This is a genomic window from Bradyrhizobium jicamae (genome assembly GCF_018130215.1).
Taxonomy (GTDB): Bacteria; Pseudomonadota; Alphaproteobacteria; order Rhizobiales; family Xanthobacteraceae; genus Bradyrhizobium; species Bradyrhizobium jicamae_A.
Genome location: NZ_JAFCKQ010000004.1, coordinates 231,646 through 245,799 on the forward strand (window position 1 = coordinate 231,646; position 14,154 = coordinate 245,799).

The window sequence follows — 14,154 nt, forward strand, 5'->3', positions numbered from 1 at the left end:
CCCTGCCGCGCCGAATCGTAGAAAGCACCAGCGTTGATCTACGTCAAAGAATGACCGGGGGCGGGGTCCAATCTTTTGGTCTCTGCTGAGTACATTGATGGTCGGAAGGGCAGAGTAATTTTACGATATCGCATTCTGCACGTGATCAGCGTCGCGCAAGTCTTAACTGGGAGGAAAAGCCTATGTCACGTATGAAACTCATATCTTCGGGCATCTTGTTGGCCTCAGTGTTTTCGGCGCAAGCCTTTGCTGGCGAAGTCAAGTTCGATCAGCAGACCTGCTACACCGGGCCAGCCCACCTCATTCAACACGCTGACGGAATGGTGTCTGGGTCGTACGCCGTTATCGGTACGTCGCCCGGCACGGAAGGTACTCCGTTTCGCATGATGTCAGGGCAATGCCTTGGGGCATTTTCTGACGTCGGTGGCCAGCACGACGAAAACGGCAGTTGCGAATTCGTGGATGCGGCCGGCGACAAGTTCTTCGGGGTATATTCGCGGAAGGGAGATCCTGCCAGCGCCGAGGGTACTTGGCGTGTAGTTCATGGTACGGGCAAATTCGCGGATATGAGCGGAGGCGGGAAATGGATGCCCATCGGCAACTTCCCGGCCAGCGGCATGCCAAACATGTTCAACGGCTGCAATCACGAGTGGGGGTCGTATACCATGAAATAATCTGCGCGCAGGGTGTTTGGAAAGCGGCTGGTGCGGCTTCGCGCAACCAAGCACAATGTCGGTGCGTTGCAGTCGTTCTTCCTCGCATTTCTGCTCGGGATCTGGGTCGCGCGCCGACATTAGGTGCCTGCCGGCAAAGTTGGTCAGGTTGCGGCCGCAGTTATGGGGCGTTCGTCGTCCCCCGACTGATCTGCGACCGTGTCGGCCGGCAGATTGATCTTCATCTTACAAATGACTCGCGACGGTTCGAATAGAAGTTCGGTGTTGCCTCCGAACTGAGCGAGTGCCCGCGACAAGAGCCGGAGTCCAAATCCCTGTTTCTGGGGAGCGATAACCGTTGGTCCGTCCCTTTCTTGCCAATCGATTTCGAGGAGCGTGCCCGCCATCCTCGAGATGAGAAGCACCACACCGCCCGGCACGGACAGAGAGCCGTATTTTGCCGAGTTGGTCGCAAGCCCATGGACCAGAAGCGCGAGCGTCAAGGCGTATTTGGGCGGGAGCCTTACGTCGGGTCCCTGGATCACGACCCGCGAGGCGACGTACGGCCCCAACTCGGTCGTCGCGATGTCATGGACGAACGCCCCACGTCCGTTAGCTTCCTCTATTAGGTGATCCGTCGCCGTCAGGGCCGCGAGGCGGCTGAGGATGCCGTCGCGTACTTGCGGCTGCTCCCCCGGAGTTGCACGCTGACGATCGCCTGTATGGTCGCGATTTTGTTCTTGAGCCTGTGGGCCAATTCTTGGACTGCCAACTTCCGCAGATGCTCTTCGTCCTCGAGGCGTTTCGCGATACGTCGAAAGTGGTCGGCCCCCAACGCCAGGAGCATCGAAACGAAGGCGAAGACGATGAGGGTCAGTCGGTCTCCGTTGCGGTCCAGGGCAAAGCTGAAGGCGGGAGGCATGAAGACCCACCAGGCGGTCACCGCGCCGAGGACCGCCACCAGAACTGCCGGGCCGATGCCCCCGAGAAGAGCTGTGAAAGCCACGGCCGGGTAATAGGCGATGAGCGGCGAGGAATTTTGGTCAAGCCACATCAGCCATGACTCGAAAAGCCCGGCGGCCATGGCGCAGCCCACAGCGAATGCGTACGATTTCGGAGATCCTGGAGCGACGGATGCGCGTAGACGCGCCAAAGCTGAATCCACCGCTGCGGCCAGCTTTGCTGGGTCGCCTTGCTCCATGGCAGGTCCCCCTCTCGTTACTCTGCACCTTGCAGAAAAAAATTAGCACATTGTTGTCGAGCGTAAAGTCATTGGTTTCGGCGTCAGGCAATGGCCCGGGCGCGGGCAGGAACCCCTCGGAGGGGGGTGACCCGCAGAAACCGGTCATTTACCCTTGGATCGAGTCGAAAAAATCGTTTCGGCCCCTTGAAACTTTCTCTGGTCGGCCATCGGCTTCGACCGCCTGTTCGATCCGCCGAAGCCGCTCAGCGTGTGGGCGAGGAAAGCTATCCCCCTACAACATCGAACGCCTCGACGAGAACAGCTTCCAGATCTCGGTTGCGCTCGCCGGATTCAAGCCGGATGAGGTCGAATTGACGGTCGAGCAGAACGTCCTGACCCTCGAGGACCGGAAGAGCGACAAGGAGGGCAAGACCTTCCTGCATCGCGGCATCTCGGCGCGCAACTTCAAGCGCCAGTTCACGCTCGCCGACCATGTCGAGGCCAGGGGCGCACGGTTCGAGAACGGCCTGCTGATCATCGATCTGCAGCGGGAAATCCCCGAGGCAATGAAGCCGCGGCGCTTTGCGATCAAAGGCACTGCGCCCAGCAACGTGACGCAGATCGAATCCAGGGCCGCCTGAGGGCCATCTTGCTGATTCAACGACCAGGCCGCGCGGTCTCCCGAGCGGCTATCCGCCAACTCGTCTTAGAAACGGAGGAAGCCATGCGGCCGACGACCGCTCTTCACGACAACGTTGTCGATCTCAACGCCATCATTCATCCCGGCACGGTTTTCGAACATCCCCGGTACGTGGTCTCCCATCCTTCTTTCAGCCTGTTCGAAAAACGCGCCATTCTGGCTTCGTGGGCATCAGACGCTTCCGCGATCGCATCGTGCCCGTCGCTGCGTGCGCCCGAGGGGCTGAAGGCGCCCATCTCGATCGATGAAATACTGGCCCTTCGCGGGCCGCGTCGTATGCGTATGCGGGAAGATCTGTCGTCTCCTAGCTCCAGGCAGAATCGGATAGTCGATCCCGCGCTCTGTGGCTATTGGACGCACGATCGCCCGTCCTGAGGAGCGTGCACCGTCCGGATGATAGAGGCGTGCCGCACTTGCGATTGCCGCAACGCCTGCCAAGGTTGCTCCTGCCAGAAGGGCGATCACCTCCGAATGGCCGGCGACACGGAATGAGATGGCGGCAAGTATTCCGTCTGCCCTGTAAGGCGTGCCGTGGCGAGCATCCCGCCGGCAGCTCCGCTTCGGGAGAGCGGCGCGGCCGTTAGCATCGAACGATTGTTCGGCGCCTGGAAGAAGCCGAATCCAAGGCCACAGAGTGCCATCCGCCATGCGATCTCAGTCGACGTCGGCTCTGCGGGGAGATCCGCCAACAAGGAAAGACCCGACTCCGGCGAATGCCTTTGTTCTGTGCTCCATCATCGCAAAAGACGCGAGAAATCCGTGGGGACGGGGACGTTGATGCCTACGACGTGTCTACTCGATCGATCTCGCCGCTACCGGCGCCTGGCACAGTCCGAGCCGGACCCTATCAAGGCTGCCGCTTTGCGGCGAATAGCGGATGAGGCCGAAGTGGGCATGCTCTGCGTCGCCAGCCGCGATGACCACATCCGGATCGTCCAATCACCATCGGATGCTCCTCCGATCTGGACTGGTTGGTGGCGGTAAATCGAAGACGTCGTTCACAACGAGAGGGTCAAAAGCGAGAAGCGTCCCGTTATTAGCTGCTGGCTGGCCGCGCCATGTTTGATCTGACTTTTCTCGGGACTTCCGCGAGAGTCCCGTCTACGGAGCGAAATCATCCGGGGCTGCTTGTAGAGGCGGGCAACCGGCGCAATCATGGTCGATTGCGGGGAGGGCACGCAGCGGCGGTTGCTTCGGCGCGGCGCCGGCTTTCGAAGACTGAATCGGCTTCTGCTAACGCATGGCCATTTCGATCATGTGCTGGGGATTCCCGGCCTCCTTTCGACGCTTCGCCTCAGCAGAGCACTGAGACCGTGGCGATCCATGCCGGACCAGACGCAATCAAGGTGATCACCCGAATGTTTGCAGGCTTCTGGGGAGAGGGAAGGGCGCCCGTTCCGCTCACACTCGCCCCGCTGACAGGAGGTCGAGTTTTCGAATTCCGTGAATTCAGAGTCGACTGCTTTCCCGTCCGACACCGGGACAACGAGAGCTACGGCTTTTCCTTCGAGAGCCGAGTTCGACGTCACCTCTTGCCTGACCGACTTTCGGCCCTCGGCGTTCCTGATGGACCGGTTCGAAAAAAAATTGGCTGAAGGCCACGAACTTTTATCGGGTCTTTGACAAAGCTTGGAGGAGGCCACTTTGGCCAAAAGCCATCCGTCGCTACCCTATTAAGGGGTACCCCTGTCATTAACGCAGGTTTATTCCGACGGCGCGATGTTTCGATACATTTCCTATCAGAGAATTTGAAGCCGAGCGAATCAATTCGGGGCTCTGATGCTTTCGCTAGCCGAAGCGGAATATTGCAACGTCGATGATCTCAATCCTGCGCCTATCGAACCAACTTGGATCATTGAAGGCGATCCGGAAGCTCGCGCACGCCTTTTGTGGAGAAGCGCATGCAAGACCTCCTCGACCGTGATCTGGTCCTGCACCGGAGGTAAGTTCAACTGGTACTACGACCTCGACGAGACCATCATCATTCTCGAAGGCTCGGTCGTGCTTGAGAGCGAGGGCATGCCGCCGAAGCGCTATGGCATTGGTGACGTGATTTATTTTCGAACGGGTGCGCGTGCCAAATGGCATGTTGAGGGCTATGTCAGGAAGCTCGCCTTCCTTCGCCTGAACAATCCGTTCCCGTTCGGCATTGCGATCCGCGCCGTCAACAAGCTCAAGAAGGTCGCACGAACGTCTCAACCGTCGCGCCTTACTTGAGGGCGCACGTCGCCTTCAGCATCCAAATCGCGAAGCAGCAGGTCGCCCTGAGGGATCAATTCCGGTTCCCCGGAAGAGCTGGGAGCATTTATTGGGCTGCGCCTCGTTCATGGATCATCGCGGCGCGGGCCGCTTTCTTGATCAGGGGGCGAGCGAAGGCCTAGGGTTGAGTGACCTTGTTCGCCAACCGCTCAGCAAGTCCAACGGGGTGTTCTTTGGCGGCTCTTCGCCGATTTCTGCGGCTTCCTGGGCAACTGCTGTTTGTAGCGGATCGCGCCCTGTGATGGCAAAGAGGTTGCCGATCGCGTCCATTTTATTTGCCCCGGGAGCCGCGTACGAGATCTTTGGCGATGCTGGCGTACGAGTTGAGCATGAGAACGCCAGTCATCGTCTTTGCGGCGGTTTCAATCGCGATCGATGCGTTCCTTCATCCCCCGGATTTTCTCGTCGGTCAGCCTGTTCCAACGCCGGAGAGTGCGGACGAAAAGCGATACGCAGGCGATCAGGACAATCAAGACGACTACGGCGATGGTGAAAAGGCTGCTCATGATGCGCCAATAGTGCACTGGCGGGATTTTCCGGCATTTGCCCAAGTAAATCCGGTTCTTGATACGATCCCCGAAGGATGAGCCGTAACCTTATTCAGTGGCGACTGAGCGCTGAGCAGATGCTGAACAAGGAGCCGAGAGAAATGCACAGGCACAGAGCCAGATAAGCAGCCCAACGCCGCCTCTTGGCGCGGAACGGCTTAGTGACCCGCGGGGCAACGCTGATCCGGAATAGCACGGTGTTCCCATCCTCGGAACTTGGGCCGCGTGTTCCAACCTCCGCGATTGGGTTGTATCGCTCAACATCGCTGCGCTATATGACAACGGCTGGCACCTAGGTGAGGACCTGTCGTGTTGCGAATTAGTTTTACGTTCTTTTTTCTGATTGTCGGATTTCTGGCGCTCCTATCACTTCCCGATCCGGACGGTAGCAGCAATTCCAAGGCCACGATCGTCAGCACGAGCCGCTGATGATGCACGGCTGGAGACGTGAGAGCCCGGCGCCGGGATCAGGGCTGGGACCAAGGCTTAGTGAATTTGCACGGTTGCTTTCGACCCCCGAAATCGGGCGGACCGCTGTAGTCTCAACTTGTCTATTAAGCCTCGGCGCCATCTACGCTCTGCAAGATCAGACATATCATGCTCCTCCGAAGGGACAGATTGTGGTCCAGCTGATCAAGCCCTTTTACGCAGAAGGCTACGCTGTCTCGGCTCCAGCCTACGAAGTCGTGCAGCTAGACTCATTTGGCGATGACGCGACGATTGAAGGCGACGCCACGTCTCCGATCAGGGTTTATGAGGACGGTGAGGAGCTAGGGCCGGCACACAGCACTTACCTTGCGGTTCACGACATCGGCGGCGGCCGTTACGCGCATTGGAAGGGCCGCGGACTCGTATTCTCCTCCAGTGATGGCAGCGATCCGAACACCAACGGGCGAAAGTATTTTGCGGTGCTGCCTTACGCGAAACCTGAGGCCGCTCTGCCGGATGACCATGGGTAGCGAGCTTGTTCATCCTTCGCCCACAGTCAACCTTTGGCTGGCGGGTCAACCCTCGGCCGAGAATCGAATAGGCGCGGAATTGGAGGCATCCGTGGGCGCGGTGCTGGGCTCGGCTCACTGACGGATCCAATCTTTACTTTGCGGTAGAATGCCAGCCCATTCCGAGCAACATCATTGCTCTTTTGCTTGATCATTGGCTGGGTCATTCGCACGTATGGGCGGGCGAATCCCTCCCTCTCCGCCATCGCTTTTGGACGGCGCAGAAGTCCTTCAAAACAGGCTTTTCCCGAACCGCTGGATTTTTGCGGTGGAGCGTCACGGAGCACCGCTGGCTATTGGTCAAGTCCTAATTTCGGCATCGGGAGTTCCGGCGCGCCAGACTGTCAGCTCAAGTTGACGCTCTGCGCGGCACGAGCTGCACGCACAATCCCAGGAACCTTCGTTTCAAAGAAATAATGGTGTTGAAATTGGCCAGGCGAGGAGATTGCGATGAAAGACGATGCCGCTATTAGTTGGCTCATGTTCTTCACACTCGCCGCCGCCGTTGTTGTCGGGACGGCCCTGCTGATCTCCTTTTTGCGCTCCCGGCACAATCGCGAGATCGCGGCTAATGCGTTGGAAGGCGATGGCAGGTCTCACCATGGCGAGCCGTCGGGCGCCGGGGCGAGCTTATCGCGGTGGCTGTCGTTGCCGCGATCGCGATGGGGTTGCTCACGGTTGGCTATACATCGCGGGGCGACACAAAGGCGACGCCGGTAACCTCGACGGCAAATAACGAGCTCGCACAATCCCGCACTGACCCAAATACGTCAAAGCCCTATCAACCCGATAATCCCGCGCCCGACAAGCGCTCGACGGTGACCGGCTCTTCCTCGGGCGTTGGAGCCGATAGCGGCGGACACCCTGAGCAGCAACCAAAGTAGGGTGCGATAGCTGATCGTGAACCGACACGAACGTACTGGAGGTAAACATCGTGAAAGAGCCTAAGGATAATCCCCCCAAGCCGGAGAAGCCCACAGAGCCGCCGCTTCCCCAGGAACGGCCGCCTCAGCAAGGAAGGCCAGCTGATTCATATCCTCGCGAGGACTGAACGTGACAGCCGATAAGCTGAAGGCGCTTCATACTGCGCTCGTCGATACCCGCGCGGCTTACGAGCTTGCCGCTGAAAGGCCAAGAGCCCTCCGGTCGTTGCGGTCTGCAAGCAGATGGTAGCGCTTCGGCACGAGGACCATGCAGAACTTCATCGAGCACTTCTTGCCGCTGGCGAAACGCCGGACGAGAACGGGTCGTTCATGACGACCGTTCACGAGACGGTCGTTAGCGTTCGAGCGGCCATAACGGGCATCAGCGAAAAGACACTGCCTGCCTTCATTAGTGGCGAGGAAGAGATCGTGAAGCTGTACGACGAGGCTATTAAGGAAGCTCACGACCAAAGGCGCGCCTCGGACATATTTACTCGACAACGGGCAAATTTGATAACCAAAATCAGTGAAATGAAGCGGCTAGCGGCTTGGGCGCCGGGTGAAGCCAATCTCACCTCGCGCTCGGACCTCAACCGGGCTGAGATAGCCGACGGGCGACGCGTGAAGGTCAATCTCGAGCATCGACTTCGTTAGGCAGCGTATCCCTCGGCTACTGGGTCCCCCTTCCTTCGTCGCACCAAGCGATGAACGAACCTCAACTTCTCGATTACCGGCGGAGCGAGGACGAATGGATACAGATCCTTCGAACCGATCGCACGATTGACGCTGTTCATCGCGAATACGAAAGGCAGCCAGGAGGCCACGACGCGGTCGAAATCGATAATTGCGTAGGGATCGAAGTCGATCCGGGCGGCCATGCCTTCGGAAGCTCCTACCGCCGGAGCTACCCGGATGCCGAAGTTGCCAGCCATCTCGAGCGTATCGATTATGTGCAGATAGTGCGCCCACGTCTCGGCGAAGTCCTCCCACGGATGCACCGAGGCATATCCCGAGACGAAACGATCCCGCCAGTCGGACGGCGGCCCTTGGCGGTAGTGACGTTCGAGCGCCGCCTGGTAGTCCAGAGTCTCGTCACCGAAGAGCAGGCGGCAGCCGGCCAGCTCGCCGCCGTCGCGAACCAGCAGATCCCAATAGTGGTGACCGACCTCGTGCCTGAAGTGCCCAAGGAGCGTCCGATAGGGCTCGCCCATCTCGACCCGGCGCCGTTCCCGTTCGATCTCGTCCGCCTCGGCGAGCGCAATCGTGACGACGCCATTTTCGTGACCGGTCATCACCTTCGCCGCGGGAGTGTCGGCGAGGAAGTTGAATACGAGGCCGTGCCTAGAATCCTCGGCGCGAGTCCGCAGCGGCAGCCGCCAGCGCAACAGAGAGTAGAACAGGCTGTGTTTGGCCGCCTCGAGTTCGCGCCAGCCGATCAGGTTGCTCGGTATGGAAAGATCCGGGACCGTCCCGTTGTGGCGGCAAGCCAAACAAAAGCCGTCGTCCTGACCCTCTAGCAACAGCCAATTGCAGGCGTCTTGACTCGCATTGGAGCAGAAAAAGCGTCGACCGCTACGCTCGACCGTGCGAAAGCCCGGACGATCGCTTTTCAACGCGACCAGGGTATCGCGGTCCGGGTCGTAACCCAGCTTGTGACCGCAGCGGCCACACGACCGGTTCTCGAAATAGAGGACGTTTCCGCAAGACTGACAGGAGAAGATTTTCATAAGGATTGGACTATGACAAAAGTGGCGTTGGGGCCTACCCAATCTCCGAACTGATCTTGAGTTCCAAGCCGCGATACGTATCTGGGGATGGATTCCGGATACGGGCTTCCCGATCGGACTAATGCAGGAAAGCCGAAGAAGTGAGGGCACCTCAGTTGGCGGCTACCAGCGCCGGAGTAATCCCCGATCCTATCCCAGTTCGTGACAGTCCGCGAGCACCCCAGAAGAAACGACCCCAGCGAGGCATCACCAGCTGGGGCCGTTCTTCCTGTCGCCGACCGCCTGGTTGCCGTTTAGTCAGACGGTGGTCTGGGCCATGAAAAACTGTCCTTAATGAAGATTGCCAGCCCAGTACGAATTGTATCCGCGCCAATCGAGGTCCTTGGGAATCACAAGTATAAATCGATCCTACATAAACTTAGGCTTCTTGCGCATCCCAAAAAAGAAACGGGCCCAGCCCGAGGAGCTGATGCCAAAGTCTACGATCCGACTGAACTTCGATCAAACCTAAGCGCCTTGGCTGCGTTCCAAAGAAACGGCCCCAGCGCCGGGGAGACGCTGAGGCCGGAGGTGCTCGTGGCGATTTATCCGAGCATAGCAGGAACGCGGAGTAACGAGACCGGTTCCTAACCCGGAACGGCCGAAGCACCCCTTGGAGGTTGGGTGAAGGACCGCTGGAGTGTTGGGCTGGGGCCAAACATCCTTGGATCGCTTCGTGAGATCTCGGCGCAAGTCGACCGCGGTCATCCCATAGACGCACCGGCGACCGCTAGGAACCCATCGCAAGGGGCGGCGTTCCCTCTTTCGAAGAATCTCCGCGGGAGCGGTTGCCCGGCGGATATCGTGATCGGAATAGCCACTAGTTTCGGAGCGTCAGCGGTACTTACGGCGCTCTATTGGCGCTTCGTTTCGGTTCGGAGCATCTATGATGCCCCACGATTTCGACCGGAACGGCGCCCAGAGGATCGAGAAAGCGTCCAATCGATCCGCGAGATGTCGCGCGACCTTGCAAACGAGGTCGCGCCGCGCCCGGCTTGGATTGACCGAGTCAGCGAGGCGATAGCTTGCGCGCCGATAGGAGCGCGCTACCCGATGACGCTTTTGATGGAACGTGCGGATTGCCCGAGCCTAGCGTTTACAGATGAGTTAGCGCGAGCGTGAAGCACGCGATCAAGGTCGCCGTGCTGAGCGTCATAACGACCAAGGCCCGCTCGCTATTGGCCTTCATGTCGCGATCATCCATCTGACAATATCCTTAGTGCTGAACGTCTTGCTGCGGACCTGCAGGTTGCCACGGCGCCGGCAGAACCACACGGATGTGGTGCTCGACCATTCCCGCAGGCTTCGCGGCAGGCTCTGCCGCAGCGCTCGTAACGGTGCGCGAAGTTGCGGGGGCCTCGTCTGCAAGGGCGGAGGTGATACCCTTGGCGGCGACTAACGCCATCGCAAACATTACCAGCCCGACGGTGACTTCTTCGAAATTCGGCACGGCGTTTTCCTGTTGCTGCTCACAACGCTCGGAAAGTTAAAAGAGATCCCTCGGATTTTTCTCTTTTGTGACTAAGAGAGTGGGAACCCGCCGCAAGGTCGCCGCTAGTCAAGTCTCAGTATAGAACGCTGTACAGAGACCGGCCGGTAGTGATGTCGTAGTGCGCACCTCTCGCATGAAGATGCTTATAGGCCGTCGCAACGCACTGAACCGTGTGAAATAGGGTTCACGGCTGCAAAGATCGATCCGCAAACTTTTCAGATCCCTTCCATTGCGATATTTTCGAAAAGTCCTCCCGCGTGTGGAAGGCGAACAGAATGTCAGCGAGTTGAGACGCGGTCACGGACCTTGCGGGACGACAAATTGCTCGTAGTAAGTGTAGGGTGTCGTGCGGCGTCCCAGCCCGCCACGGCCTGATAGCGCGATCGGATCGCGGGAAGGAACCATTTGTTCCCACAGGTGTTGAGCCCGCAACCGCCTATCTGCGGTCCAACGCTCACCTTGGGATGTCGATGCTGGCGGTCTCTTCCCCGGATCATCCTGTTCGCGTGGGAGAGTCTTCGCCGCCTGGATTGCGGGAAAGGCTTAAGCACGCCATAGCTCACGCGCATCGCGACCTCGATGCGCGCTACGCCGCATATCGTCTGACCAGTGTCGACGGCTACTGCCGCTTTCTCGAAGCGAGCGCGGCCGCATTGTTGCCGCTGGAAGCCGCACTGGACCGCGCCGGAGTCGCCGATCTGTTTCTGGATTGGCCGCGGCGTTTGCGCCGCGCTGCGATCACTGCCGATCTCGACCGCATCGGCGGAGTCGCGCATCCGCTGCAATCGCCAGCGCTGCTCGGCCGCAATGGAGTACTCGGCACGATGTATGTGCTGGAAGGCTCGCGGCTCGGCGCCAAATATCTGCTCCGCACCATCGCCGACTGCGGTGAGCCGCGCATCGCGGCGGCGACGCGCTATCTCAGCCACGGCAGCGGTCAGCCGCTGTGGCGCACGTTCCTCGCAAGGCTCGAGAGCGAACAGGTCACACCGAACGACGAAGTCGAAATCATATCCGGCGCGCAAAGCGCCTTTGACATGTTTGCAAGGGCGGCAGGGGCTGCGGCATGAACGAGCAGGTCAATCTCGTCAATTGCGACCGCGAGCCAATCCACATTCCCGGCAGCGTGCAGCCGTTCGGCTTCCTGCTGACCTTGCTGTCGGACTTCACCATCTGCATGGCGTCGGAAAATGGCGGAGATTTCCTCGGCACCGAGACCTCGGAGCTGCTGCAGCGCCCGATCGAGAATGTGTTTACGGAGGCCGCGATATCAGCGATCCGCGCCCGCGTCGACTATCTCAGCGGTCCCGATGCGGTGGAGCGTATCTTCGGCCTGCAGCTGCAGGCCGGCAAGCCGAAATTCGATCTCGCCGTTCATTTCTCCGGCGCCTATCTGATCATTGAGGCTGAGCCGAGCGTGGTTGAGGCCGACGTCAATTCCGGCGATCTCGTGCGGTTGATGCTCGGCCGGCTGCGCAAGACCAAAGGTCTGACCGAGCTTGCTCAGGAAGCGTCTCGCCAGCTCAAGGTGCTCACCGGGTTTGACCGGGTGATGGTCTATCGCTTCGCCGAGGACGGCTCCGGCGAGGTGATCGCGGAAGCCGCCGCATCCGGGCTCGAGCCGTTTCTCGGTCTGCACTATCCCGCCTCCGATATCCCGCGGCAGGCGCGCATCCTCTATCAGCGCAACTGGCTGCGCATAATCGCCGACATCAACGCCAGGCCAGCGCGGTTGCAGTCGACCGCGACCCACAGCGCCGCGCTGCTCGATCTCTCCATGAGCGTACTACGCTCGGTGTCGCCGATCCACATCGAATATCTGCGCAACATGGGCGTGGCGGCCTCGATGTCGGTCTCGATCCTGCGCGATGGAAAATTGTGGGGCCTGTTCGCCTGCCATCATTACTCGCCGCGGCACATCTCCTTCGAAAAGCGCACTGCCTCCGAACTGTTCGGACAGATGTTCTCCTGGATACTGGAAGGCCGCGAGCGCGAGGAGGATATGGCCTATGAGACGAGTGCGCATCAGATCCAGGAACGGCTGATGGAGACCGCCGCAGCGCACGCGCACTCCTCGCGCGCCATCATCGATTTCATCGGCGAGTACCGCAAGATGATAGCCTGCGACGGCATTGCGTTGTGGTCCGAAGGCGATATCACGCTCGAAGGCGAGACGCCGACCGAGAGCGAGGTCAAGGACCTCGTCGGCTTCATTAACCGCACCTCGCCGGGGCGCATTTGCGCCAGCGCCGAGATCGCCAAGGTCTATGCCAGCGGCCAGTCGTTCCGCGACCGCGCCGCAGGCTTCCTCGCCGTTCCGATCTCGCGGGTGCCGCGCGATTGCCTGATCTTTTTCCGCCGCGAGGTGCTGCGCTCGGTGAACTGGGCCGGCGATCCCAACAAGTCCTATTCCGAGGGTCCGCTCGGCGCGCGCCTGACGCCGCGCAAGAGTTTCGAGCTGTGGCAGGAAACGGTCGCAGGCCAGTCGAAGCCGTGGACGTCGGCCGACTTGCGCATCGCCGAAGGCCTGCGCGTGACGCTTCTCGAGGTGATCCTGCAGCTCTCCGATCTCGCCGCGCGCGAGCGGAAAAATTCGCAGGAGCGGCAGGAATTGATGATCGCGGAGCTCAATCACCGCGTCCGCAACATCCTGAGCCTGGTACGCAGCCTCGTGGCGCAGAGCAAGGACAACGCCGCCTCGACCGAAGAATTCGCCACCGTGCTCGGCGGCCGCATCCAGGCGCTTGCTCGCGCGCATGACCAGATCACCAGCCTGAACTGGGCGCCGGTTGCGCTGAAGTCGCTGATAGATTCGGAGGCCGGCGCCTATCTCGGCGCGCGGGCAGGGCGCATCAAGCTGGACGGTCCAGACGTCGCCCTCGACCCCAAGGCGTTCGCGACCCTGGCGCTGGTCGTGCACGAGATGATGACCAACTCGGCGAAATACGGCGCTCTGGCCGATTCAACCGGCCAGGTCGAGGTAGTGTGGAAGCTCGATCGTGGCTCGGGCTTGGTAATCGATTGGAAGGAGAGCGGCGGTCCGCCCGTGCAGCCGCCGTCACGCCGCGGCTTCGGCACCACCATCATCGAACGCTCGGTGCCGTTCGATCTCAAGGGCGACGCGGAAATCCGCTTCGACTTGCTCGGGGTGCAGGCGCGCTTCGTGATTCCCGCCAACTATGTACAGTTCATGCCATCATTGTCTGGCGCGCCGTCGCGCGTCGAGGCAGACGAGGCGGCCACGCCGCGAATTTCCGAGACCGCGCTGATCGTGGAGGACAATCTGATAATTGCGATGGCAGCCGAAGTCATCCTGCTCGAGCTCGGGGCGCGTCACGTGGAGACCGCTGCTTCGGTCAACCAAGCGATGCAGGCGATCGCTCGCACCAAACCGAGCTTTGCCCTGCTCGACATCAACCTCGGCGGCGAAAGTAGCATACCGATCGGCAAGAGGCTCAAGGAATTACAGGTGCCGTTTATCTTCGCTACAGGTTATGGGGAACGCGCGCCCGTCCCGGAAGATCTGGCCGAAGCGCCGGTTATCCAGAAGCCGTACACGCGGGAGACCGTTGAGGCAGCGCTCGCAAAGTTGAAGTGATCCGAAAAGCTCCGAGCAAACGATGGCTATATTG

General features: G+C 60.0%; 12 protein-coding genes and 2 pseudogenes. 10 read left to right on the forward strand and 4 right to left on the reverse strand.

What is annotated here, in order from left to right; genetic code table 11:
• The first annotated feature begins 182 nt into the window (after positions 1 to 182).
• Positions 183 to 674, forward strand: coding sequence for a hypothetical protein (locus tag JQ586_RS08545; protein WP_212394085.1), 492 nt, complete (start codon positions 183 to 185; stop codon positions 672 to 674).
• Positions 675 to 817: 143 nt separating this feature from the next.
• On the opposite strand, the pseudogene JQ586_RS41475 reads toward JQ586_RS08545, so the two are convergent.
• Positions 818 to 1,854, reverse strand: a pseudogene (locus JQ586_RS41475) (sensor histidine kinase).
• Here JQ586_RS41475 and JQ586_RS41480 point away from each other — a divergent pair.
• The 6 genes and pseudogenes from JQ586_RS41480 to JQ586_RS08580 all read left to right on the forward strand — a co-directional run bounded on the left by JQ586_RS41480 (position 1,788) and on the right by JQ586_RS08580 (position 6,302).
• Positions 1,788 to 2,477, forward strand: coding sequence for an Hsp20 family protein (locus tag JQ586_RS41480; RefSeq protein WP_409410971.1), 690 nt, complete (start codon positions 1,788 to 1,790; stop codon positions 2,475 to 2,477). The pseudogene JQ586_RS41475 and the gene JQ586_RS41480 sit on opposite strands and share 67 nt — an antisense overlap.
• An 83-nt stretch (positions 2,478 to 2,560) precedes the next feature.
• Positions 2,561 to 2,911 carry a hypothetical protein gene (locus JQ586_RS08560; protein ID WP_212394087.1) on the forward strand — a complete coding sequence of 117 codons (351 nt, stop codon included), beginning with the start codon at positions 2,561 to 2,563 and terminating at the stop codon, positions 2,909 to 2,911.
• Between the two features lie 683 nt (positions 2,912 to 3,594).
• Positions 3,595 to 4,125, forward strand: a pseudogene (locus JQ586_RS08565) (MBL fold metallo-hydrolase); the annotation flags it as partial.
• Positions 4,126 to 4,315: 190 nt separating this feature from the next.
• Positions 4,316 to 4,753, forward strand: coding sequence for a cupin domain-containing protein (locus JQ586_RS08570; RefSeq protein WP_212394088.1), 438 nt, complete (start codon positions 4,316 to 4,318; stop codon positions 4,751 to 4,753).
• Between the two features lie 371 nt (positions 4,754 to 5,124).
• Entirely contained in the window at positions 5,125 to 5,382 is a 258-nt protein-coding gene (locus JQ586_RS08575; RefSeq protein ID WP_212394089.1) for a hypothetical protein, read from the forward strand.
• A gap of 581 nt (positions 5,383 to 5,963) precedes the next feature.
• Positions 5,964 to 6,302, forward strand: coding sequence for a hypothetical protein (locus tag JQ586_RS08580; RefSeq protein ID WP_212394090.1), 339 nt, complete (start codon positions 5,964 to 5,966; stop codon positions 6,300 to 6,302).
• Positions 6,303 to 6,746: 444 nt separating this feature from the next.
• On the opposite strand, the gene JQ586_RS08585 is transcribed toward JQ586_RS08580, so the two are convergent.
• Positions 6,747 to 6,944, reverse strand: a complete 198-nt coding sequence (locus JQ586_RS08585) for a hypothetical protein (RefSeq protein ID WP_212394091.1) — start codon at positions 6,942 to 6,944, stop codon at positions 6,747 to 6,749.
• Positions 6,945 to 7,507: 563 nt separating this feature from the next.
• Here JQ586_RS08585 and JQ586_RS08590 point away from each other — a divergent pair.
• Positions 7,508 to 7,918 (forward strand): DUF2383 domain-containing protein, encoded by a 411-nt coding sequence (locus JQ586_RS08590; protein WP_249147404.1) that lies wholly within the window; start codon positions 7,508 to 7,510, stop codon positions 7,916 to 7,918.
• On the opposite strand, the gene JQ586_RS08595 is transcribed toward JQ586_RS08590, so the two are convergent.
• On the reverse strand, positions 7,915 to 8,991 hold the full coding sequence (locus tag JQ586_RS08595; protein WP_212394092.1) for a putative zinc-binding metallopeptidase: 1,077 nt from the start codon (positions 8,989 to 8,991) through the stop codon (positions 7,915 to 7,917). The two genes, JQ586_RS08590 and JQ586_RS08595, sit on opposite strands and share 4 nt — an antisense overlap.
• A 1,255-nt stretch (positions 8,992 to 10,246) precedes the next feature.
• The gene (locus tag JQ586_RS08600; RefSeq protein WP_212394093.1) at positions 10,247 to 10,480 is read right to left on the reverse strand and encodes a hypothetical protein; all 234 of its coding nucleotides are present in this window, start codon (positions 10,478 to 10,480) and stop codon (positions 10,247 to 10,249) included.
• A 572-nt stretch (positions 10,481 to 11,052) separates the two neighbouring features.
• Between JQ586_RS08600 and JQ586_RS08605 the strand changes: the two genes are divergently transcribed.
• Together JQ586_RS08605 and JQ586_RS08610 are read left to right on the forward strand one after the other, a co-directional pair.
• Entirely contained in the window at positions 11,053 to 11,592 is a 540-nt protein-coding gene (locus JQ586_RS08605) for a biliverdin-producing heme oxygenase (RefSeq protein ID WP_312016944.1), read from the forward strand.
• Complete coding sequence (locus JQ586_RS08610; RefSeq protein ID WP_212394095.1) at positions 11,589 to 14,120, forward strand: HWE histidine kinase domain-containing protein; 2,532 nt, start codon at positions 11,589 to 11,591, stop codon at positions 14,118 to 14,120. Before JQ586_RS08605 ends, JQ586_RS08610 begins: the two co-directional genes overlap by 4 nt.
• Positions 14,121 to 14,154 lie beyond the last annotated feature (34 nt).

Coding starts and splice junctions, on each gene's coding strand:
- JQ586_RS08545 (WP_212394085.1), top strand. CDS start 183: ATGTCACGTATGAAACTCATATCTTCGGGCATCTTGTTGGCCTCAGTG.
- JQ586_RS41480 (WP_409410971.1), top strand. CDS start 1,788: ATGCGCGTAGACGCGCCAAAGCTGAATCCACCGCTGCGGCCAGCTTTG.
- JQ586_RS08560 (WP_212394087.1), top strand. CDS start 2,561: ATGCGGCCGACGACCGCTCTTCACGACAACGTTGTCGATCTCAACGCC.
- JQ586_RS08570 (WP_212394088.1), top strand. CDS start 4,316: ATGCTTTCGCTAGCCGAAGCGGAATATTGCAACGTCGATGATCTCAAT.
- JQ586_RS08575 (WP_212394089.1), top strand. CDS start 5,125: ATGAGAACGCCAGTCATCGTCTTTGCGGCGGTTTCAATCGCGATCGAT.
- JQ586_RS08585 (WP_212394091.1), bottom strand. CDS start 6,944: ATGGTGAGACCTGCCATCGCCTTCCAACGCATTAGCCGCGATCTCGCG.
- JQ586_RS08590 (WP_249147404.1), top strand. CDS start 7,508: ATGGTAGCGCTTCGGCACGAGGACCATGCAGAACTTCATCGAGCACTT.
- JQ586_RS08595 (WP_212394092.1), bottom strand. CDS start 8,991: ATGAAAATCTTCTCCTGTCAGTCTTGCGGAAACGTCCTCTATTTCGAG.
- JQ586_RS08610 (WP_212394095.1), top strand. CDS start 11,589: ATGAACGAGCAGGTCAATCTCGTCAATTGCGACCGCGAGCCAATCCAC.